Raw genomic sequence first — 20,366 nt, 5'->3', positions numbered from 1 at the left:
CCAGCCCCTTTTTTTATTGCGGCCGCTCCGCTCCTGCCCAACCAATCCCTCTTGACCACACGCAAGGGACAGGCGGCGGAGTCTGCGTCTCTCCACAGAATCCACAAACTCCCGGTCCAGAATCTGCCCGACGACAAATGGGCAGAACAATATGATGGATTTCTTCAGCCAGCACTGGACGCTGACCATTGACTGGGTATCCGTGCATGCGGTGACTCCCGTGGTCAACGCACTCCATATTGCAGAGGCAGCGGGCGATCCGCGCGAGATTGCCGCCGGCATTCTGATCGCGCTGCTGCAGCTGTTTCTGATCGGCTGTGTGATGCGGCCGCTGGAGAGCCTGCTTCCCGCCGAGCGCTGGGCCGACCGCCGCCACACCACGGTGGATCGCAACTACACCCTGCTCATGCTGCTGGGCCTGTTTCCGCTGTTCAGCTTTCTGATCCTCATGCCGGTCGCCCATATGCTGGGCGGCGGCCCATCCTCCTCGGAGGCCAGCGGCCTCAAGGCCTGGGTTCCCTGGTTTGAAGACCACCCCTATGTATTGTTTGGCGTGTACTACGTGGTCTACGACCTCACGTATTACTGGATGCATCGCGCCCAGCACGTCATTCCCTGGTGGTGGGCCATGCACAGCATGCACCACAGCCAGCGCCAGATGAGCTGCTGGAGCAACGACCGCAGCAACTATCTGGACGGCATGCTGCAAAGCTTTGTGCTGGCCAGCGTAGGCCTGGCCATGGGCGTGGAGCCCTCTGAGTTCGCCATGCTGGGTCTGCTCAGCGAGCTGGTGCAGAACTTTTCCCACGCCAATGTGGCGCTGCGCCTGGGCTGGCTGGGCCGGGTGGGCGAGCGCCTGCTGGTTGGCCCGCGTTTTCACCGCAACCACCATATGCTGCGCGATGCAGCGCGCCCCGAGCGCCACAACTGCAACTTCGGCCAGGTCCTTCCCTGGTGGGATCAGTTGTTCGGCACCGCTCTCTATCACGATGAAGAGCTGCGACCCACGGGCGTGAGCGACCCGGAAGTGGATGCCGACAACGAGCGCGGCCTGATCGCCATGCAGTGCTACACCCTGAAGCGCTTCTGGGGCGCAGTGAGCTGCCGCGCAGGCTGGCGACTGGGCGATGTGTCCTTCGGTCCGGGCTACCGCCCCATTCATGACGACGATCAGGGCTCTCAATCCGAGCCAAGCGTTCAGACGGTCTCTGCCAAATAACCAAAAAACAGCCATGCCCCCTGCTATTGGGCATCACGGATAATGGAGCATTCGGCGCCCGCCCAGCACCAGCGTAGCGCCCCCTGTTTTGCATACCGCTGAAGCGATGACCCAGAAAAGCACAGAATCCCCGTCGCTGGCCAATTTCCCCGATATGACTGACCTCTCGGCACATACGCCGATGTTCCAGCAATATCTCCCAATAAAAGCGCAGTATCCCGACACCCTCGTTTTCTATCGCATGGGCGATTTCTACGAGCTGTTCTTCGGCGATGCCGAGAAGGTCACGCGCCTGCTGGACATCACGCTGACCTCGCGCGGCCAGACGGCCGGTCAACCCATTCCCATGGCGGGCGTGCCTTTCCATGCACTCGAGAACTATCTGGGCCGCCTGATCAAGATGGGCGAGTCGGTGGCGATCTGTGAGCAGGTCGGAGAGATTGGCGCAGGCAAGGGCCCGGTCGAGCGCAAAGTGGTGCGTGTGGTTACGCCCGGCACGCTGACCGATAGCGAACTGCTGTCCGACAAGAGCGAAGCCATTCTGGTCGCCGTGCACACCGCCGGTCGCCAGCGCTGTGGACTGGCCTGGATGGCCGTGACCCAGGGCCGCATCCATATGGCCGAATGCGCGGCCGATGAACTGGGTGCCTGGCTGTCGCGCATTGCGCCCAGCGAGGTGATCTACAGCGCAGGCGTCACCGAGCGCTTCGAGCAGGCATTGTTTGCCGTCAAGCACAGCAGCGCCATCAGCTGCCCTCTGTCTCCTCGCCCCGACTGGCAATTCGACTCGGGTCTGGGCGAACGCAAGCTGCTGGAGCTGCTGGGCGCTGCCAGCCTCAAGGCCTGGGAGGCCGAAGGCCTGCCGCTGGCCCATGGTGCCAGTGCCGCCCTGCTGTCCTATGCAGAACATACCCAGGGCCGCAATCTGACCCACATCCACGCCATCCAGGTGCAGCGCGACGACGAGCTGATTGCGCTGCCGCTGGCCACACGCCGCAATCTGGAGCTGGTCAAGACGCTGCGCGGCGAAGATTCGCCCACGCTGTTCTCTCTGCTGGACAGCTGCATGACCGGCATGGGTAGCCGTCTACTCAAGACCTGGCTGCTGGAGCCCGAGCGCAATCGCAAGTCCGCCATGCAACGCCTGGAAGCGATTGGCGTGCTGCGCGGCACCGGGGCAGGCACGGCCCCCTGGCAAGCCCTGCGTTCCGAGCTCAAGGGCGTGAGCGATGTGGAGCGCATTACCGCCCGCATCGCCCTGCGCCAGGTGCGCCCGCGCGAGCTGGTAGGTCTGTCCAAAACACTGGAAAAATCAAAGCTGCTGGCGCAATCCGGACAAGCTCCATCCGCCTATCTGACGCAGATCTTCAGCGACCTGATTCCGCCTGAAGGCTGTGCCGAGCTGCTGGCCCGCGCAATTCTCGAAGAACCGGCGGCTCTGGTGCGCGACGGCGACGTGATTGCCACGGGCTTTGATGCCGAACTCGATGAGCTGCGCGCCATCCAGAACAACTGCGACGAATTTCTGCTGGAGCTGGAGGCCAAGGAAAAGCTGCTCACCGGCATTCCCAATCTGCGCGTGCAGTTCAACAAGGTGCATGGCTTCTATATCGAGGTCACCAACAGCTACAAGGACGCGGTACCCGAGCGTTTTCGCCGCCGCCAGACGCTCAAGAACGCCGAGCGCTACATCACGCCCGAACTCAAGGCCTTCGAGGACAAGGCCTTGTCGGCCCAGGAGCGAGCGCTGCAGCGCGAGAAGTTCCTGTTCGAGCAGCTGCTCGACCAGCTTCAGCCCCATGTCCCCCAGCTCACGCGCGTGGCCCAGGCTATTGCCGCACTGGACGTTCTGTGCACGCTGGCCGAGCGCTCTCTGACGCTGAACTGGGCCGAGCCGCAGTTCGTCAGCCAGCCCTGCATAGAGATCGAGGCCGGCCGCCACCCCGTGGTGGAGGCACGCATGGCCGAGACCTCCAGCGGCAGCTTCATTGCCAACCACACGCGCATGAACCTCAACACGCGCATGCAGATCATCACCGGCCCGAACATGGGCGGTAAATCGACCTATATGCGCCAGGTGGCCTTGATCGTGCTGCTGGCCAGCATGGGCAGCTATGTGCCGGCCGGCGCTTGCCGCCTGGGGCCCATCGATGCCATCCACACGCGTATCGGCGCCGCCGACGATCTGGCCAATGCCCAGTCCACCTTCATGATGGAGATGACCGAGGCCGCTCAGATTCTGCATTCGGCCACGCCCCACTCCCTGGTGCTGATGGACGAGATCGGCCGCGGCACCAGCACCTTCGACGGACTGGCCCTGGCCAGCGGCATTGCCAGCCAGCTGCACGACAAGACCAAGGCGTTCACGCTGTTTGCCACCCACTACTTCGAGCTGACCGAGCTGCCCGCCAAGGCCAAGGCCGCCGTCAACGTGCATGTCAGCGCTGCGGAGTCGGGCAGCGACATCGTGTTTCTGCACGAGATTCAGGCCGGCCCCGCCAGCCGCAGCTACGGTATCCAGGTGGCCAAGCTGGCCGGCATGCCGGCCGGCGTTCTCAACCATGCGCGCCATGCGCTGGAAGCCCTCGAATCCCAGGCCGGCGAAAACGATCTGCAGGTCAATCTGTTCGATGCACCGGAGCTGGTGGATGCCAGCGCCACGCCCAGCCCGCTGGACCAGGCCATGGCCGCCCTCAACCCCGATGCACTGAGCCCGCGCGAAGCGCTGGAAATGCTCTACCAGCTCAAGAAGCTGAGCACCAGCGCCGCTTAAGAACACGTTCCAAGCCTTGCGCACTCAAGCCCGGGCCCGATCTCTTCGGGCCCGGCTTGCGTTCATGCCTCCAGCAGTTGCTGTTGTCGCTCCTGCACGGACGGGCGGCTCTGGGGCCTGTCACCCAGCTTGAAGGCAGACACCTCGGCCATCAGACGTGCGGCCTGCTCGCGCAGGCTGACTGCCGCAGCGGCCGACTGCTCGACCAGGGCGGAGTTCTGCTGCGTGGCATCGTCCAGTCCGGCCACGGACTGGTTGATCTCTGCAATGCCGCGCCCCTGGGTCTGCGAAGCGCCGCTGATCTCCTCGATGATGCCCGTCACCCTGGCCACGGCGTTCAGCAGTTCCTGCATGGTGGCGCCCGCATGCTCGACCTGCTGCGATCCGCTTCCCACCTGGGTCACGGAGTCGGTGATGAGCTGGCGCACTTCCTTGGCCGCTTCGGCCGAGCGCTGGGCCAGGCTGCGCACCTCGGCCGCCACCACGGCGAAGCCCCGGCCCTGCTCGCCGGCACGCGCGGCCTCCACCGCCGCATTCAGCGCCAGGATATTGGTCTGAAAGGCAATCGAGTCGATCACACCGATGATGTCGGCAATCTTGCGCGAGGCGTGGTTGATGCCTTCCATGGTCACCACCACCTGCTCGAAGGCCGCACCGCCGCGCTCGGCCACGCCGCGCGCCGACTGCGCCAGCTCGCCCGCACTGCGCGTGGCCTCGGTATTGGCCTGCACGCTGTCCGTCAGCACCGACAGCGATGCCGCCGTCTGCTGCAGGGCGCTGGCTGCCTGCTCGGTACGCTGGCTCAGATCCTGGTTGCCCTGGGCCACCTCTGAGCTGGCCACGGAAATCGAATCGGCGGCCTGGCGCACGGCCCCCACCATGCGCTCCAGCGACGAGACAAAGCGGTTGAAGGCCGAGGCCAGCGCCCCCACCTCGTCATTGCTCTCCACCGGCATGCGACGGCTCAGATCTCCATGGCCATCGGCAATCTCCTCCAGCATTCGCGCCGCGCGTCCCACGGGTGCCGCAATCGCCCGGCTCACCAGCCAGATCACCAGCAGGCCTATGCCGCCGCCCACCAGGCCGGCCACGGCCGAGGCCAGTGCAATGGTGCGGCGCACGCCGCCCAACACCTGGGCCTCGGGCAGCTCGGCAATCACATACAGGTCCAGCTCGGGGACGTAGGAGGAGGCAATCAGCTGCCGGCCCGAGGGTGCCTCGTACATGGCATGGGCAAAGCGCTCGCGGTTCAGCAGCGCAGCGCTGAGCCCGGCACTGAAGCCGGGCCGATCCTTGAGCCAGTGCTTGCCGTCCACCAGCGCCGGGTCTCGATGCACGAGAATGCTGCCGTTGCCGCGCACCAGGGAGACCGAGCCGGACTCGCCCACCTGGTAGGCGCGCACGGCCTGCGCCAGCTCATCCACCGACAGGCCCAGGCCCGCAATGCCCTGCCTGCCCTGGCCGGCATCGAAGCGGACATTGATGAACAGCATATAGGCGTTGGAGCTGACGTCCTTGTCGATCTCCAGCACCTGCGACTTGTCGCCGGCCAGCAGCTCGTAGAACCACTGGTCGCCCTGGCCCTTGGGCGCCAGCCTGCGCGTCACACCCTGCTCGCCAAAGTACTGGCCCGTGGTGCCCGACACCCAGAACACCGATGAGGCACCGGCCTGCTGCTTGACCGCCTGGGCGTATCTGGCCCACGCGGCATTGCCTTCCTCGGGTTCGCCCGCAGCTTCCCAGTCCAGCACATAGCTGTTGCCGGCCAGGGATCTGGCCATGGCCAGCGGCGTGCCGATCTGGCGCAGGATGTCGTTGCGGATCTCCCCCACCACGGCCGGCAGCTCCTGCCCCACTACGCGCTCACGCAGGCTGGCGCCTGTCAGCACAAAGCCCAGCGTCGTGGAAATCGCCACGAACAGCAGCAGGCAGGCCAGCATGCTGGACATGAGCTTGGTCCGTATCGACAGGTTGCGAAATGCGTGCATGGGAGGCCCTCTTCTAACCAGCTGTAAGCAAGTGTTCTATCAAGGGGCGGCATCTTCTCACGCATACAGGCCCTGCATCTCAGGGACTTCCTCAGCCCGGCCCTGCACCGGGGCATGAACGGGGCTCCGGCAACAGTTACAGGGCCGCCACCGACGTTATTAAAACCCTTCTAAAATCACGTGGCAGCCTGCGTTTACAGCTATCTATTTAGAAGCATTCAGCGCTTGCTGCGCCTGACATTCATACGTTTTTCATTATTGTCTCTATCACCCATGACATACTGCGTCGCCCTCAAGCTCAACGCCGGCCTGGTGTTTCTGTCCGACTCCCGCACCAATGCAGGACTCGACCAGATCAGCACCTTCCGCAAGGTCATGCTGTACGAGCAACCGGGCGAGCGCTTCATGGTGCTGCAATCGGCCGGCAATCTGTCCATCACCCAGTCGGTGCGCGAGCTGCTGGAGAGCTTTCAGCTGCACGACACGACCACGGACGAGATGCTGACCATCTGGAATGTGCGCAGCATGTTCGATGCCGCACGCGTGCTGGGCGCTGCCGTGCGCCATGTGCATGAGCGCGAGGCCACGGCCCTGCAGCGCGCCGGGGTGGACTTCAATGTCTCCATGATTTTCGGCGGCCAGATCCAGGGCGAACGCATGCGCCTGTTCCAGGTCTATTCGGCGGGCAACTTCATCGAGGCCACGGGCGAGACGCCCTACTTCCAGATCGGCGAATCCAAGTACGGCAAGCCCGTGCTGGATCGCGTCATCACCTCCGAAACCCCTCTGGACGAAGCCGCCAAGTGCGCGCTGGTGTCCATGGACAGCACGCTCAAGTCCAACCTCTCGGTGGGCCTGCCGCTGGATCTGATCGTCTACGAAAACAACCGCTTCGCCACGGACCGCATTGTCTGCCTAGACGCCGACAATCCCTATCTGCGCATGCTGCACGACAGCTGGGGCGAGCGCCTGCGCCATGTCTTCGACAGCATCGAGGACCCGGCCTGGGATGGCGGCCAGACCGATACGCCGATTCGCATCCACAGCCCGCGCGCACATCCGCTGGTCAAGGTCGGCGCGCCCGTCGCATCGCGCTCGGCCCATGGCCTGGGTGCGGGCAACTGCCCGCCCGCCGCGCTGCGCCAGCCCGTGGTGCCGGCTCAGGCGGGCCTGAGCATGGCCGATGAATACCAGCGCCTTCAGAGCGCCGAAGAACAGGCACGCATGCAAAGACAGGCGGCGCTGTCCAGGCGCTAAACTGATCGACGCATCCAACGCCCCCACGGGGCGTTTTTACTGTTCAGCCCGTTCAGCGCCATGTCCCAGCCCACTGCCACCGCCAGCACGACGAACACCCTGCCCGTGGTCTTCGCGCATGCCAACAGCTTTCCCATAGGCACCTATCGCCTGCTGTTTTCGCTGCTGCGCCAGCGGGGCATCGACGCCGGCGGCGTGCAGCGCTTCGGCCATGACCCGCAGCGCCCCGTCACCAACCACTGGCCGCATCTGGTGGACGAGCTGATCGAATACATCGAGCAGCAGGTCGAGCGGCACGGCCAGCCGGTCTATCTGGTGGGCCACTCGCTGGGCGGCATCCTGAGTTTTCAGGCGGCCTCCAAGCGCCCCGATCTGGCGCGCGGCGTGCTGCTGATCGACTCGCCCCTGCTGGGCGGCTGGAAGGCGAACGCCGTGGGCCTGGCCAAGCAGACGCAGATCGTGGCCTCGGTCTCCCCCGGCAAGATCAGCCAGCGCCGGCGCACCACCTGGGCCAGCAACGAGGAGGCGCTGGAGTATTTCCGTGGCAAGAAGGCCTTCGCCCAGTGGCACCCGCAGGTGCTGCAGGACTATGTGCAGCACGGCCTGGAGGACGACCAGGGCAAGCGCAGCCTGCTGTTCAGGCGCGAGGTGGAGACCGCCATCTACAACACCCTGCCCAGCAATCTCAACAACCAGCTCAGGCGTCACCCGGTGCGCTGCCCGGTGGCCTTCATCGGCGGTCGCTCGTCGGTGGAGATGCGCCAGGTGGGCATGGAGATGACGCAGCGCATCACCCGCGGGCGCATCACCATGCTGGACGGCGGCCATCTGTTTCCCATGGAGCGGCCCGAGGCCACCGCTGCCGCCATCGAGGCTTCGCTGCTCAATATGGAGCAGACCATTCTGCAGAAATCCACTGGAAGTACTCATAAATAAGTAGCTTCTTGCGCTTTTCAGATAACGATTTCAGCATCAAAACTATCTGAAACTCAATCAAAACAAGCGCTGGCAGCTATGAAAAAAGACGCTTGCAATCACGCAAGCGGCTTTTTTTGCGAACAGCGTCAAGACACTCAATGGTGCCAGTCGACGATGCCGGTATAGGCGGTCACCAGCACGATGATGCCGAAAACGATGCGGTACCAGGCAAAGGGCACAAAGCTGTTGGTGGAGATAAAGCGCAGCAACCAGCGCACGCACAGCCAGGCGCTGATGAACGAGAAGATCAGGCCCACGGCAAACAGCGGCACATCCGCCATGGACAGCAGCGCGCGCTCCTTGTAGAGGCTGTAGACGCCCGCGCCGATCAGCGTGGGCATGGCCAGGAAGAACGAGAAGTCCGTGGCCGCCTTGCGCGACAGGCCCATGAGCATGCCGCCGATGATGGTGGAGCCGCTGCGGCTGGTGCCGGGCACCAGGGCAAAGCACTGCACCAGGCCGACCTTGAGCGCATCGAGCGCCGTCATATCGTCCACCGACTGCACGCGGGTGGCAGCGGCGGGCCGCTTCTCGGCCCAGAGAATCACGAAACCGCCAAGGATGAAGGTGGTCGCCACGATGACCGGCGTGAACAGATGCTCCTGCACGTATTTGCCAAACAGCAGCGCCAGCACCACGGCAGGCAAAAAGCCGATGAGGACGTTGAGCGCGAACTTCTGCGCCTGGCGGCTGCTGGGCAGCTCCACCAGCGTGTCGCGGATCTTCTGCCAGTACACCAGCATCACGGCAAAGATGGCCCCGGTCTGGATCGCAATCTCAAACACCTTGGCCTTGCCGCCGACGAAGCCCATCAGCGACCCCGCCAGGATCAGGTGGCCGGTTGAGGAAATCGGCAAGAACTCGGTCAGCCCTTCCACAATGCCCATGATGGCGGCCTTGACCAGCAATAAAGTATCCACGCGAATCGTCCTTTGGGTGCAGGGTTGAAGCAAAGCCGCCCATTATCCGCTCGCCATTTTCCCGCTCGCGCTCACAAGACCTTTTCCGGCCGCCGATCGACAGACAATCGCAAACTTTTACAAGACATGGCTTGTGGTGATGGGCAAAGTCACGCGCCTGTGCTGCAATAGCTGCGCGCCGGCTGTCGGCGTTTTTTCAAAAATCACACCATCATGAAAAAATTTGTGGTCCTGGCTGTCGTGTCCCTGGCCTGCAGCATGAGCATGGCTGCCGGCGACAAACCCAAAACCGCCCAGCAGCAGCTCATGGGCACCTGCAACACCGAAGCCACCGGCAAGAAGGGTGATGAACGCAAGGAGTTCATGAAGTCCTGCCTGTCCGACGGCAAGAAGCGTCAGCAGGAACGCATGAAGAGCTGCAATGCCGACGCCGCCGGCAAAAAGGGCGACGAGCGCAAGGCCTTCATGAGCGAGTGCCTGAAGAAGGACTGAGCCGCCTGAGCGGCTTTGCCGCTTCCGCGCAGCGCGCAATGCACAAAGCCACCGCAAGGTGGCTTTGTGGTTTCAGGCCGAGGCAGCTGCCAGGGCGGTTCGCCGGGCGCGGCGCTTTTTCCACCAGATGACGACGCCGGTGATGGACAGCATGGCCACCATCACGCCGACCACCGATATCAGCACACGCCCGAAGGTGCCCAGGATGCGACCGCTGTGCAGCGGCAACTGCAGCTGCACGAAGACATCGGCTCCCGTGCCGTGCCAGGGACGATAGCTGCCCAGCACCTCGCCGCTTTCCGAGCTCACATAGACATTGGACAGCCCCATGCCCATGGCCCCGGTCTCGTCGTCGGGATCGAAGAAGGACACGTTGTAGAACGGGAAATCCCCGCCATACCAGATACCTCCGGCCTCGGTCTTGATGCCCAGTTGCACCGCCTCCTTGCGCGCGATCTCGATGGCCGTGGCAAAGCCGATCTTCGGCTCGATAAAGCTGCCAAAAGGTGCAGGCTTGAGCGTCTCGTAGGGGCCGGGCGTGGTGGTCGAAACCTTGCTCATCACGGGGTAGAACACCTCGCGGTAGAGATTGATCGAGAACGAGGTAAAGGCCACGATGACGATCACGCCCCAGATCCACAGCCCGCCGGCGCGGTGCAGATCGAAATTGAGCTTGTAGGCACCGGCGCCCCAGCGTATGCGCCAGGACGGCATCCAGCGCGCCCACCAGGACTTGCCGCCAGCCTTGGCGGGGGCATCCTGCGCCCCGGCCGCAGCCGCCTTCTTCTTCACCGGCAGGGTCAGCACCAGTGCCCAGAAGCTGTCGGCCAGCCACAGCAGCGCGAGACCGCCCATGAACCAGTAGCCCCAGCGGTTGCTGCCCGCAAACGTGGGACTGAGCAGGCTTTCATGCAGATGGCGCAGCCAGGGCATGAGATTGCGCCAGCTCAGGGCCAGGCTCTTTGAGTCGCGGTGGCCGGTGATGGAGCCCGTCACCGGGTCCACGAACACCGTGTTGTAGCCCAGCACATGGGGCTTGCCCGTGGCCTGGTCCACCAGCGGGCGCACCAGAAAGGAGGCCGCTTCTCCCTCGCGCAGGCCCAGGCTCATATAGGAGATCTCGACGCGCGCATCGGCCGCCTGCACGGCCTGGGCCAGTTGCAGCGGCGTCTGCAGCGGGCCGCGTCCCGGCGTGTGCAGCATGTCGGCGTTGAGCCAGTCGTCGATTTCATGATCCCACGAGAGCACCGCTCCCGTGAGACCGGTCATGACCAGGAAAGCCGCGAGAAACAGGCCTACCCAGCGATGAACCACGGTCCACAGAGCGCGCATCAGAAGTCCACGCTGGCGGTCAGCGAGAAGGTACGCGGTGCGCCCTGGACCAGATAGCCGTTGGTGGCATAGCCGCCGACCGAGGCCCAGTAGTTGCGGTTGGCCACGTTGTCCACGCGTGCATTAAGGGTCACCAGCTTGCCGCCAACGTCCATCAGGTAGCGGGCGCCCAGGTCAAAGCGGGTCCAGGCCGGCACGCGCTGGGTATTGCCTGCATTGGCGTACTGCGCGCCGGTATACATCAGTCGTGCATTCAATGCCAGACCGCGCACGCCCGGCACATCCCAGTCAGCGCCGATATTGGCCTGGCTGCGGGGCACGCCCACCACGCGCTTGCCGTCATTGGCGCCACTCGCCGTGGTCAGGTATTCGGCGTCCAGCAGGGTCAGGCCGCCGAGCACGCGCAGGCCCTTGACGGGCTCGCCGAACACATTGAACTCCAGACCGCGGTTGCGCTGCTTGCCGAACACGCCGTAGACATTGTTCTCCACATAGGCGCTAGGCATGCTGGTGGTGAAGAAGGAAGCGCTGGCACCGATATTGCCGCCGTCGTATTTGAGGCCCACCTCCTTCTGACGGGAGACATAGGGAGCGAACACCTGGCCTGCATTGCTGACGACCTGACCACCGTTGGTCATGGGCGCGCTGCCGCCCTTGGCCAGCCCTTCGATGTAGTTGGCATAAGCCGACACCTCGGGGGTCAGCTTGAACACCAGGCCAGCCACCGGCGTCACGCGGCTCTTGTCGTAGCTGCCCGAGCTCGCGCCCGTCGTGGCATCGAAGCCGTCGACCTTGATGGTCTGGTAGCGCATGCCCACCGTCAGCAGCAGGCGCTCGTCCATGAAGCCCAGGGTATCGGCCAGCGCCAGGCTGCTGGTCTTGATGCGCTCGGTCTCGCGCGGGCTGCCCAGTATGCCGCCCAGTCCGTTATAGGCAGGCGCAGGCAGGGCCACCGGGTTGTAGATGTTGTTGCTCTGGCCGGTTGCATAGTTGTAACCCCAGGCATTGCGCTCGCTGGAATCGAAGGCCGACAGCGAAGCCACCACCGAGTGCTTGACCGCGCCGGTCTCGAACTTGCCACGCAGGCCCAGCTCGCCGGTCTTGACGCGGTTCTTGCGCGTGTTGTCGAAGCGGTTGACCGTGGCATCGCCAGCCGCGCTGGACAGCGTCAGGCCCGACAGCGCGTTGTCCTCGCTGCCCCGGCGCATGCCCACAGCGGCCCAACCGGTCCATTGATCGTTGAAGTCGTATTCCCCGCGCACGGTGCCGAACAGGTCGCGGCTGTTGGAGTAGGTCCAGGGCTGGGCGTAGTTGGTCTTGCTGTCAGGAGCTGCCGGAATGGGCAGATTGCCCGAAGGGGTCAGCGAGGGGCGCGGCGCCGTCAGCTTGTGCTCCTGCCAGCCCAGATCGGCCGACAGGCGTGCACGGCTGCTGCGCCAGTCCAGGCCCAGCGAACCGACAGTGGTGTGGACCTTCTCACCGCTCACGCCGGTGCCGCCGCTGCGGCGCGCAAGATTCAGGCGCACACCGGCTGCATCGTCGGGGCCGAAGCGGCGGGCCACATCGGCTGCGGCATAAGCCTGCCCGCCGCTGGCGCCACCCAGGGTGACACGATTGAGCGGCTCGTTGCCGGCGCGCTTGGGCACCACATTGATCAGGCCGCCCAGACCACCGCCGCTGACGCTGCCCGCACCCGCGCCGCTGAGAAAGGCATTCGCTCCGCGAAACACTTCCACGCGCTCCACGAACTCCGACGCCATGTACTGGCGCGGCACCAGGCCGTACAGGCCGTTATAGGCCACATCATCGGAATACAGCACAAAGCCGCGCACAAAGTAGGCCTGCTGGAAATTGCCGAAGCCGCGCGCCGAGCGCACGCCCGCATCGTTGAGCAGCACGTCGCCCACGCTCTTGGCCTGCTGATCCTGAATCAGATCACTGGTATAGCTGGTGGCGGAAAACGGAGTCTCCATCATGTCCTGGTTTCCCAGCACGCCGACACGCGCGCCGCGCGCCACCTGCCCGCCCGCAAAAGGCTTGGCCAGACCCTCGGCCGAAGCATCGGCGCTGGCCTCCACGGTCACGGTCTGCAGGGCAGCCTCTGATTCAGTGCTGGAAGTCTGGGCAAAAACAGTCTGCTGGCTGCACAGTGCGAGGGCAGCCAGGGAAATCGGTCGCAGCAGGAACATTTTTTAAATTATTGAGAATGATTTTCAGAATCGTTAATTTTAGTAATCAACCCAGCCAACGATGTCAAACACCCTGGAGCCTCAACGGGATCCACGGCAAACTGCCAAGCCTGAAGCCGCCGCGTGGTATGTGTGCGCGCACAAACCAGGCAACCACACCAGTCACACCCACGGAGTTGCAGCTGGCTCCCGGCTTCTGTCACTTCGTCGCAAAGCGCTGGCCGCCAGCAGGCTGGGCTTGCACAGTCATGTGCAAGCACCAGGAGCCAGCCATGACACTCACACCTCTGATTGCCTTTCACATGGGTTGCGCCATCGCAGCCACCTTGACCGGAGCCATTGCACTCTGGGCCAGGCGCCAGGCCGGCCCGCTGCCCTGGGTGCACAGAATTGCAGGCCGTGGCTTTGTGCTGCTCATGCTGGCCACCGCCATCTCCGCGTTGTTCATACGCGACTTCAAACTGCCCAACTGGGCAGGCTTCACGCCTATCCATCTGCTGATCCCCGTGACGCTGGGTGGCCTGGCACTGTCCTTCTGGCATCTGGCCCATCGACGCATCGGCCAGCACCGCAGCGTCATGCGCAAGCTGTATTTCGGCAGCTGCGTGGTCGCAGGGCTGTTCACGCTGCTCCCCGGCCGCCTGCTCGGCAATCTGCTGTGGCAAGGACTGGCCTGATCCCCGCATTCATCCCAAGCTCTACAAGGAAAAGACATGAACCCGATCTCCGAAGACGCTCTGCACCAGCAGGCACGCCGCCGCGCCGGCATGAAGCTGGGCTGGTATATCCATGCTGCGGTCTATGCCGCAGTGAATCTGGGACTGATGACCCTGGCTCTGAGTCAGGGACGGCACTGGGCCGTCTACCCAGCTCTGGGCTGGGGTCTGGGCCTGCTGATACATGGCGCCGTGGTCTGGCTGCTGGCACCCGGCAGCCCGCTCTTTCAGCAGTTGCTGGAGCACGAGCTGAAAACGCTGAAGCGCAGCGAAAAGCGCTAGTTGCCGGATCCCCCATCACCTACCATGCCTGTCATGTCCATGTTTGCGCCCGCCCCCCTGCTTCGTCACGCCGGCATCACCGTGGCGGCCTGCCTGCTGATCGCCGCGGCCCTGACCGCTCTGGGCCAGGGCCTGTGGGATGTCAACCTCGCCTACTCGCTGGCCATAGGCCTGATCAGCTGGCTGAGCATCGATCTGCTCAGGCTGCGCTGGCGCGAGTCCGACCAGATCCCCTGGCCGCGCGGCATGCGCGGCATGGCTGTGGTGCCGCTGGGAATTGCAGCAGGCCTGGTTCTGGGCAATCCTCTGGGCAGCCTCTATGTTCAGCAGTTCCATCCCGAACTGCCCGCCTCAGGCAGGCCCTCGCTATGGCTGCCGCTTGCCATCACAATGGCGACCAGCATTGCCATGTCCTGGGGCTTTTATGTGGTGGGCAAATCGCGCCATCTGCAAATGCAGGCAGAGCAGGCCCAGCGCCAGGCCGCCGAAGCCAGGCTCAGCCTGTTGCAGGCCCAGCTGGAGCCACATATGCTGTTCAACACCCTGGCCAATCTGCGCGTGCTGATTGCAAGCGATGCGCCACGTGCCGAGCAGATGCTCGACCATCTGATTGCCTACCTGCGTGCCACGCTTGCCGGCTCGCGCAACGGCACCCACAGTCTTGCCAGCGAATTTGCCTTGCTGACCGACTACCTGGCCCTGATGCAGATACGCATGGGCGACAGACTCACCTACTCCCTGACGCTACCCGCCGATCTGGCCGGGCTGCCTGTGCCGCCCCTGCTGCTGCAGCCGCTGGTGGAGAACAGCATTCGCCATGGACTGGAGCCCCAGCTGGCCGGTGGCCACATTGCCGTTCAGGCCGGAATGCTGGATGACAGCCATCTCCTGCTCAGCGTGCATGACAATGGCCTGGGCCTGCCCCTGCAGCCTGGCCAGCCGCCTTCGGGCTCAGGCTTTGGCCTGCAGCAGATTCGCGAACGCCTGGCCAGCCGCTACGGCAGCGCTGCCCGCTTCGACCTGACAGCAGACAGCGCAGGCGGAACCAGGGCCTGCATCGTATTACCCCTGAAGCCCCAGCCATGAACACCAGCCTGCCGCGCGCCCTGATTGCCGAAGACGAACCGCTGCTGGCCCTGGCATTGCAGCAGCTGCTGGGCCAGCTCTGGCCCCAGTTGCATATAGAGGCCAGGGTGGCCGACGGCATCAGCGCCGTGCAGCAGGCGCTGACCCGGCTGCCCGACCTGCTGTTCCTGGACATTCGCATGCCCGGCCAGACGGGGCTGGAAGCCGCTGCCGAAATCGCCGATGCCTGGCCCGAAGAGCAAGCATTGCCGGCGATTGTCTTTGTGACCGCCTACGACCAGTACGCCCTGGCGGCCTTCGAGGCCTGCGCCATGGACTATGTGCTCAAGCCGGTGCAGGCGGCGCGCCTCGGCCAGACCGTGCAGCGCCTGCAGCAGTGGTGGCAGCAGCGCCAGCCGGTACAGGGCACGGACCTTGCCATGCAGAATCACCGTCAGCTCGAACAGCTGCTCGGGCTGCAGCAGCAACTGCTGGGGCAGGCCCCCGCCGCGCTGCAGATCATTCAGGCCAGCGTCGGCAACCAGATCCATATGGTGAGGGTGCAGGACATCATCTACCTCGAAGCCGCCGACAAATATCTGCGCGTGCTGACGGCCAGTCAGGAGTATCTGATCCGTACCCCGCTGAAGGATTTGCTGCCGCAGCTCGACGCGCGCGAGTTCTGGCAAATCCATCGCGGCACCGTGGTGCGGGCTCAAGCCATTGCCAGCGCCCAGCGTGACGAGTCCGGGCGCCTCGGCCTGCTGCTGCGTGACCGCCCTGAAAAACTGGCCGTCAGCCGTCTCTACGCAACGCGGTTCAAGGCGATGTAGGCAGCACCATCACATCCTCCCAGTCCACACCCTGCATGGCATCCCAATGCGCCACGATGACGCTGCGGGGCCGTGCCGGATTCCTGAGCTCGGCGGCCATGGCCGCCAGCGCTTGCTGCACATAGCGCTCGGACGGCTTGTCCAGCGCCGCCAGCGGCTCGTCGATCAGTACCAGCTCGGCTGCGCTGGCCCAGCCCACCGCCATCCACAGCTTGCGCTGCGTGCCCGACGACAGGGCCAGCAGCGGCTTGTGCAAATGCGGCTCCAGCCCGAAGCCCTGCACATGCTGCTCGAACTGCTGCTGCGACCAATGCGGATACAGCGTGCGCTGCAAAGCCACCCAGCTCTCGGCCGGCATCTGGTTGTAGACATCGTTGAGCGGCTGGCGTGGGTCCTGCCAGAAGCAGGAGCTTGCAGCCAAGCGGCCGTTGCCGGCGAACGGATAGTGCAGCAAGCCCATGCGCAGCGGCAATTGCCCTGCCAATACCTTGAGCCAGCTGGTCTTGCCCGTGCCCTCGTCGCCTTGCAGCAGACACAGTCCGGCATGCCAGCAATGCGAGGCCTCATGGGCCACTACCCGGCCCGGGTAGCCGAAGCTCACCTGCAGAGCCTGCACCATGCACAGCGACTCGCAGCCATCGTCAAGTTCAGAATTCATAGCTGACAATGCCTTGTATATATATGTCTACGGCTGATTTTGACCAAAGAACCCACAGTCATGCGCGATGCAAGGCACAGGCACAATGGCGTCCCCCTCAACAGCGCGCAATATGCCATGGCTCTGGATTATCTGGAATTCGATTACAGCGAAGATGAAGAAGGCACGGGCACCTGGGACGCCATGGCCAGCGTCAAGGCCGAGCGCGTGCCGGCTTTGGCCGGCGAAATCGAAGCCCTGCTGCGCTGGGCCAGCCAGAAGTTTGCGGGCCGCCAGGGCGCCCTGGAAGACGGCAATGACTGGGACTATGACCTGCAGGCACAGGACGATGACGGCGAGCCCCTGAGCGCCCGCTTCGACAGGGCCGCAGGCAGGCTGGAGCTGCAGGCCTCGGCCACGGGCCGCACCACGGTCAGCCTCTGTCTTTCGGGCTCCACGCAGTTCGGCGATGCGCTGCGCCAGGCCTTTGATCTCGACACCTGACATCCAGGCCCTAGGCTGCGGCACTTGAAGTCAGGTGCGCACTGTGCACAATGGATGGCTCCAAGCGATCTGCAAAGGCATGTCCATGACCGAGCGACTCTCTGCCCCGTTTGTCATCGAGCAATTCTTCAAGGCACCGCGCGAGCTTGTCTACGCGGCCTTCACGCAAGGCGAGCACCTGAGCCACTGGATGCGCCCGCCCGGCATGGTGATGACGCAATGCGAAGTGGATGCACGCGAAGGCGGCAGCTTTCATTACGGCATGCGCGCCGAGGCCATGCCCCAAGCGCCCGCCATGTGGGGCAAATGGAGCTTCAGGGAATTGAAAGCGCCCGAGCGCATCGTTGTCGTGGTGCAGTTCAGCGATGCCGCTGGCGGCGTCACGCGCCATCCGATGGCGCCGCAATGGCCGCTTTACACCTTGTCGACCACCACGCTCAGCGAGGAAGCCGGCGGCACGCGCCTGCATCTGGAATGGCGCGCTCTCGATGCCAGCCCGGTCGAAGAAGCGCTGTTCGACAGCTCGCATGCCAGCATGAAAATGGGCTGGAGCGGCAGCATGCAGTTGCTGGCCGGCTATCTGGCCAAGGTACAGGCGACCTGATGCGCTTTGGCGCCCCTGGCCTCGCGGCCCACAGATCCTGAATCGACATCTGCTTGCCCCTCTCAGATGCTTCGCGAATCAGGAAGCTTCGCGCTGGAATTTCCACTTGCGGCCCCCTTTGTCAAAGACGAACAGCATGTCGATGGTGCTTCCCAGGCTTTGGTTCTGAATGGTGCAGCGATAGCCCGGACCATCCTGTCGGCAGTTTTTCACGCTGACCTCTTTATCCAGCGCCTGATTCAGATCGGCCCTGCCGCCCGCGGTCGCGTAGTAGTCATAGAGCGCTTGCTTGACCTGGGTCTCGCTAGGTGCGCCGTTGTTGCTGCACCCCGCAACGGCAGCGACAGTCCCTAAGAGCAAAGCTTTCTTCAACATCTCGGACTCCTGTTGAAACAGGCGATAGCTGGCAGACAAGGGCAACAGGCTGCACAAGCCGACATGCCCAGCACCGCAGACCAAACCCTGCCCAGAGATGGCGGCCAGGGAATGGAGCAGGTTTTATCACGAAGCTGTCCGGCCTGTCCCTCAAAATCACGACGGGACGAGCGTGCACGGCAGCTGCACGCCGGCGCGCCATATTCGAGGCCATGCGTCAGGCCCAGCCGGCCAGGCTCAGCAGTCCATATCCTGGCGCTGCCTGGGCGGCTCGGCCGCATTCCTGCGACTGGCCCCGGCACGCCCGGCCTTGCTCCACTGATAGTCCACCCCATCGGGTGTCTTGCCGTCCTCGACCGCAGACACCCCCACGGGCCCGACCATATCGCGCAACTCCGACGAAATCACCACATGGGCATGGCGCTCGTCCTTGCGCAGCTGCTGGCACAGGGCCAGCGCCTCGCTCATCTGCGCATCGGAGAAGGCCCGGCATTGCGGCTGCCAGACCGGTGTCTGGCCCTCGGGCTCGGAATTGCGCAGGTAGAAAACAGCAATGCTCATGGTTTGATCTTCACAACAACGGAGCCACGGTTGTAACCCAGACCGCAAGCCTGCACGGCGCGCTCACTCTTTGCGCAGCCCCGCGTCCAGCGGCTCCCAGCGCCCTGCCACATTCTTGAGCAAGGTGTTCACAGCCGTCAGCCTGCGGTTTCTGACGCTGTTGAGGTTGTTCTGGGCACTGAGCACCGTCGTCTGGGCCGAGATCACGTTCAGGTAGGCCACGATACCGGCCTGGTACTGGTTGTTGGCCACGGTCAACGATTTCTGCGCTGCGGCCAGGGCCTCGGTCTGCACCTGCTCCTCCTGCGCCAGATTGACGGCAGCGACCAGATTGTCCTCCACCTCCTGCAGCGCCGTCAGCACAGTCTGCTTGTAGGTGGCGGCATTCAGATCCAACGTGGCACGGGCCGACTCCACGGCCGCCGAGCGCGCTCCACCGTCAAACAGGCTCATGGCCAGCGCCGGGCCCAGCGACCAGAACAGATTCGGCGCATTGAGCAGATCGGAGAGCACGGAGTTGCGATAGCCGGCCGATGCTGACAGGGTCAGCGAAGGGAAATAGGCCGCACGCGCCACCCCGATCTGCGCATTGGCCATGGCCACGCGGCGTTCGGCGGCAGCAATGTCGGGGCGCCTCTCCAGCAAGGTGGAGGCCAGCATCTCGGGCACTGCAGGCGGCGTCGGCAGGTGGCCGGTGACCGGCAGGCTGAAGTTGGCAGGAGCCTTGCCCAGCAAGGCCGCCAGCGCATGCTCGTACTGGGCGCGCGTGATGCGGGCTTCCAGCAGGCTGGCCTGGGTGCTCTTGTACTGGGACTGGGCCTGGGCCACATCGGCCGAAGACACCACGCCCGCCTGGTAGCGATTCTGCGTGAGCTTCAGGCTTAGCTCGTAGGCCTCCAGGCTTTCCTGCAGATACTTCATCTGCGCCTCGGCGGCACGCAGCGAGAAATAGGTCTGGGCCACCGATGCCTGGGCCGACAGGCGGGCCGCAGCCAGATCGTCGGCACTGGCCTGGGCCGAAGCCCGGCTGGCATCCACCGCGCCCGAGAGCTTGCCCCAGAGATCCAGCTCCCAGCTGGCGCTCAGGCCCAGCGAGAAGTTGTTGTTGATGCTGCCGCTGCGCGCCACGTTCTCGCCGTTGGTATTGCTGTAGGTGCCTCCGCCGGTCAAGGCACGCGAGCCGCTGCCCGTGGTGCTGAGCGTGGGCAATTGCGCGGCGCGGCTGCTGGCGACGGCCGCCTGGGCCGAGCGCAGACGGGCCACGGCCTGCTCCACGCTGGGATTGCCTGCGGCTGCCGCTTGCTGCAGCTGATCCAGCGTGCTGTCGCCATACACCGTCCACCACTGGTCGGGCACTGCCGCGGTCGGGCTGGCCGCCGAGCTCTGCGCCGGTTGCCAGACGCCGAACTGCGCAGCCTCGGGCGTGGCCTCCTTGAACCGGGCCGGCACATCCAGCCGTGGCGGCTGATAGGCTGGTTGGGTGGAACAGGCCGCCAGCGCCAGCGCCGCAGCAAGCGGCAGCAGACGCGGCATCCAGCGGGGCAGCGCCCGGGGAGAATTCTTCATAAAAGTGAGCTGCTTACGCTTACCCTGATTGGGATTGACGCCGATTTGATTCAAAAAATGTGCTGGCATATTCAT

General features: G+C 64.2%; 19 protein-coding genes. 11 read left to right on the top strand and 8 right to left on the bottom strand.

The features are described 5' to 3' along the window. Nucleotides 1-151: 151 nt before the first annotated feature. Both ACLBXN_RS07305 and mutS read left to right on the top strand, forming a co-directional pair. On the top strand, nt 152-1,219 hold the full coding sequence (locus tag ACLBXN_RS07305; RefSeq protein ID WP_447611673.1) for a sterol desaturase family protein: 1,068 nt from the start codon (nt 152-154) through the stop codon (nt 1,217-1,219). 181 nt (nt 1,220-1,400) lie between these two features. Next, nucleotides 1,401-3,992 (top strand): DNA mismatch repair protein MutS, encoded by a 2,592-nt coding sequence (mutS, locus tag ACLBXN_RS07300; protein ID WP_447611850.1) that lies wholly within the window; start codon nt 1,401-1,403, stop codon nt 3,990-3,992. A 62-nt stretch (nt 3,993-4,054) separates the two neighbouring features. On the opposite strand, the gene ACLBXN_RS07295 is transcribed toward mutS, so the two are convergent. Then, nucleotides 4,055-5,980: a methyl-accepting chemotaxis protein gene (locus tag ACLBXN_RS07295; RefSeq protein WP_447611672.1), complete on the bottom strand. Its 1,926-nt coding sequence runs from the start codon at nt 5,978-5,980 to the stop codon at nt 4,055-4,057. Between the two features lie 273 nt (nt 5,981-6,253). On the opposite strand from ACLBXN_RS07295, the gene ACLBXN_RS07290 reads away from it, so the two are divergent. Together ACLBXN_RS07290 and ACLBXN_RS07285 are read left to right on the top strand one after the other, a co-directional pair. Then, nucleotides 6,254-7,237: a proteasome-type protease gene (locus tag ACLBXN_RS07290; RefSeq protein ID WP_043004752.1), complete on the top strand. Its 984-nt coding sequence runs from the start codon at nt 6,254-6,256 to the stop codon at nt 7,235-7,237. Between the two features lie 60 nt (nt 7,238-7,297). Continuing rightward, a complete protein-coding gene (locus ACLBXN_RS07285; protein ID WP_447611671.1) occupies nt 7,298-8,173 on the top strand; it encodes an alpha/beta hydrolase in 876 nt (291 codons plus the stop codon). Between the two features lie 137 nt (nt 8,174-8,310). Here ACLBXN_RS07285 and ACLBXN_RS07280 read toward each other — a convergent pair whose 3' ends face one another. Beyond that, nucleotides 8,311-9,135 (bottom strand): undecaprenyl-diphosphate phosphatase, encoded by an 825-nt coding sequence (locus tag ACLBXN_RS07280; protein WP_003078828.1) that lies wholly within the window; start codon nt 9,133-9,135, stop codon nt 8,311-8,313. A 213-nt stretch (nt 9,136-9,348) separates the two neighbouring features. On the opposite strand from ACLBXN_RS07280, the gene ACLBXN_RS07275 reads away from it, so the two are divergent. Then, nucleotides 9,349-9,627, top strand: a complete 279-nt coding sequence (locus ACLBXN_RS07275; RefSeq protein ID WP_003052901.1) for a PsiF family protein — start codon at nt 9,349-9,351, stop codon at nt 9,625-9,627. Between the two features lie 72 nt (nt 9,628-9,699). On the opposite strand, the gene ACLBXN_RS07270 is transcribed toward ACLBXN_RS07275, so the two are convergent. Together ACLBXN_RS07270 and ACLBXN_RS07265 are read right to left on the bottom strand one after the other, a co-directional pair. Next, complete coding sequence (locus tag ACLBXN_RS07270; protein ID WP_343678229.1) at nt 9,700-10,959, bottom strand: PepSY-associated TM helix domain-containing protein; 1,260 nt, start codon at nt 10,957-10,959, stop codon at nt 9,700-9,702. After that, a complete protein-coding gene (locus tag ACLBXN_RS07265; RefSeq protein ID WP_447611670.1) occupies nt 10,959-13,148 on the bottom strand; it encodes a TonB-dependent receptor in 2,190 nt (729 codons plus the stop codon). The genes ACLBXN_RS07270 and ACLBXN_RS07265 overlap by 1 nt, the downstream gene beginning before the upstream one ends. Nucleotides 13,149-13,420: 272 nt before the next feature. On the opposite strand from ACLBXN_RS07265, the gene ACLBXN_RS07260 reads away from it, so the two are divergent. Genes ACLBXN_RS07260 through ACLBXN_RS07245 form a run of 4 tightly spaced genes read left to right on the top strand, consistent with a single transcriptional unit; the run spans nt 13,421 to nt 16,044 of the window. Next, nucleotides 13,421-13,825, top strand: a complete 405-nt coding sequence (locus ACLBXN_RS07260; protein ID WP_043004836.1) for a DUF2306 domain-containing protein — start codon at nt 13,421-13,423, stop codon at nt 13,823-13,825. A gap of 36 nt (nt 13,826-13,861) precedes the next feature. Further along, complete coding sequence (locus tag ACLBXN_RS07255; protein ID WP_211459625.1) at nt 13,862-14,146, top strand: 2TM domain-containing protein; 285 nt, start codon at nt 13,862-13,864, stop codon at nt 14,144-14,146. Nucleotides 14,147-14,170: 24 nt separating this feature from the next. After that, a complete protein-coding gene (locus tag ACLBXN_RS07250) occupies nt 14,171-15,232 on the top strand; it encodes a sensor histidine kinase (protein WP_447611669.1) in 1,062 nt (353 codons plus the stop codon). Next, nucleotides 15,229-16,044 carry a LytR/AlgR family response regulator transcription factor gene (locus ACLBXN_RS07245; RefSeq protein WP_447611668.1) on the top strand — a complete coding sequence of 272 codons (816 nt, stop codon included), beginning with the start codon at nt 15,229-15,231 and terminating at the stop codon, nt 16,042-16,044. The genes ACLBXN_RS07250 and ACLBXN_RS07245 overlap by 4 nt, the downstream gene beginning before the upstream one ends. Here ACLBXN_RS07245 and ACLBXN_RS07240 read toward each other — a convergent pair. After that, on the bottom strand, nt 16,031-16,702 hold the full coding sequence (locus ACLBXN_RS07240; protein WP_447611667.1) for an ABC transporter ATP-binding protein: 672 nt from the start codon (nt 16,700-16,702) through the stop codon (nt 16,031-16,033). The genes ACLBXN_RS07245 and ACLBXN_RS07240 overlap by 14 nt on opposite strands. A 117-nt stretch (nt 16,703-16,819) precedes the next feature. Between ACLBXN_RS07240 and ACLBXN_RS07235 the strand changes: the two genes are divergently transcribed. Beyond that, complete coding sequence (locus tag ACLBXN_RS07235) at nt 16,820-17,185, top strand: hypothetical protein (protein ID WP_447611666.1); 366 nt, start codon at nt 16,820-16,822, stop codon at nt 17,183-17,185. A gap of 85 nt (nt 17,186-17,270) precedes the next feature. Beyond that, nucleotides 17,271-17,789, top strand: coding sequence for an SRPBCC family protein (locus tag ACLBXN_RS07230; protein ID WP_043004834.1), 519 nt, complete (start codon nt 17,271-17,273; stop codon nt 17,787-17,789). Between the two features lie 78 nt (nt 17,790-17,867). Here ACLBXN_RS07230 and ACLBXN_RS07225 read toward each other — a convergent pair whose 3' ends face one another. The 3 genes from ACLBXN_RS07225 to ACLBXN_RS07215 all read right to left on the bottom strand — a co-directional run bounded on the left by ACLBXN_RS07225 (nt 17,868) and on the right by ACLBXN_RS07215 (nt 20,366). Continuing rightward, complete coding sequence (locus ACLBXN_RS07225) at nt 17,868-18,164, bottom strand: hypothetical protein (RefSeq protein ID WP_447611665.1); 297 nt, start codon at nt 18,162-18,164, stop codon at nt 17,868-17,870. A gap of 237 nt (nt 18,165-18,401) precedes the next feature. Further along, a complete protein-coding gene (locus tag ACLBXN_RS07220; protein ID WP_003052881.1) occupies nt 18,402-18,725 on the bottom strand; it encodes a hypothetical protein in 324 nt (107 codons plus the stop codon). 63 nt (nt 18,726-18,788) lie between these two features. After that, nucleotides 18,789-20,366 (bottom strand): efflux transporter outer membrane subunit, encoded by a 1,578-nt coding sequence (locus ACLBXN_RS07215; protein WP_447611664.1) that lies wholly within the window; start codon nt 20,364-20,366, stop codon nt 18,789-18,791.

It is taken from the genome of Comamonas sp. C24C (genome assembly GCF_053345995.1).
The sequence above is the reverse complement of the archived record's forward strand: the minus strand, read 5'-3'. Positions and strand labels throughout refer to the sequence as shown.

Excerpts from the sequence above, each read along its gene's own strand:
- ACLBXN_RS07305 (WP_447611673.1), top strand. The coding sequence starts at position 152 with ATGATGGATTTCTTCAGCCAGCACTGGACGCTGACCATTGACTGGGTA.
- mutS (WP_447611850.1), top strand. The coding sequence starts at position 1,401 with ATGTTCCAGCAATATCTCCCAATAAAAGCGCAGTATCCCGACACCCTC.
- ACLBXN_RS07295 (WP_447611672.1), bottom strand. The coding sequence starts at position 5,980 with ATGCACGCATTTCGCAACCTGTCGATACGGACCAAGCTCATGTCCAGC.
- ACLBXN_RS07290 (WP_043004752.1), top strand. The coding sequence starts at position 6,254 with ATGACATACTGCGTCGCCCTCAAGCTCAACGCCGGCCTGGTGTTTCTG.
- ACLBXN_RS07285 (WP_447611671.1), top strand. The coding sequence starts at position 7,298 with ATGTCCCAGCCCACTGCCACCGCCAGCACGACGAACACCCTGCCCGTG.
- ACLBXN_RS07275 (WP_003052901.1), top strand. The coding sequence starts at position 9,349 with ATGAAAAAATTTGTGGTCCTGGCTGTCGTGTCCCTGGCCTGCAGCATG.
- ACLBXN_RS07270 (WP_343678229.1), bottom strand. The coding sequence starts at position 10,959 with ATGCGCGCTCTGTGGACCGTGGTTCATCGCTGGGTAGGCCTGTTTCTC.
- ACLBXN_RS07265 (WP_447611670.1), bottom strand. The coding sequence starts at position 13,148 with ATGTTCCTGCTGCGACCGATTTCCCTGGCTGCCCTCGCACTGTGCAGC.
- ACLBXN_RS07260 (WP_043004836.1), top strand. The coding sequence starts at position 13,421 with ATGACACTCACACCTCTGATTGCCTTTCACATGGGTTGCGCCATCGCA.
- ACLBXN_RS07255 (WP_211459625.1), top strand. The coding sequence starts at position 13,862 with ATGAACCCGATCTCCGAAGACGCTCTGCACCAGCAGGCACGCCGCCGC.
- ACLBXN_RS07250 (WP_447611669.1), top strand. The coding sequence starts at position 14,171 with ATGCCTGTCATGTCCATGTTTGCGCCCGCCCCCCTGCTTCGTCACGCC.
- ACLBXN_RS07245 (WP_447611668.1), top strand. The coding sequence starts at position 15,229 with ATGAACACCAGCCTGCCGCGCGCCCTGATTGCCGAAGACGAACCGCTG.
- ACLBXN_RS07240 (WP_447611667.1), bottom strand. The coding sequence starts at position 16,702 with ATGAATTCTGAACTTGACGATGGCTGCGAGTCGCTGTGCATGGTGCAG.
- ACLBXN_RS07235 (WP_447611666.1), top strand. The coding sequence starts at position 16,820 with ATGGCTCTGGATTATCTGGAATTCGATTACAGCGAAGATGAAGAAGGC.
- ACLBXN_RS07230 (WP_043004834.1), top strand. The coding sequence starts at position 17,271 with ATGACCGAGCGACTCTCTGCCCCGTTTGTCATCGAGCAATTCTTCAAG.
- ACLBXN_RS07225 (WP_447611665.1), bottom strand. The coding sequence starts at position 18,164 with ATGTTGAAGAAAGCTTTGCTCTTAGGGACTGTCGCTGCCGTTGCGGGG.
- ACLBXN_RS07220 (WP_003052881.1), bottom strand. The coding sequence starts at position 18,725 with ATGAGCATTGCTGTTTTCTACCTGCGCAATTCCGAGCCCGAGGGCCAG.
- ACLBXN_RS07215 (WP_447611664.1), bottom strand. The coding sequence starts at position 20,366 with ATGAATATGCCAGCACATTTTTTGAATCAAATCGGCGTCAATCCCAAT.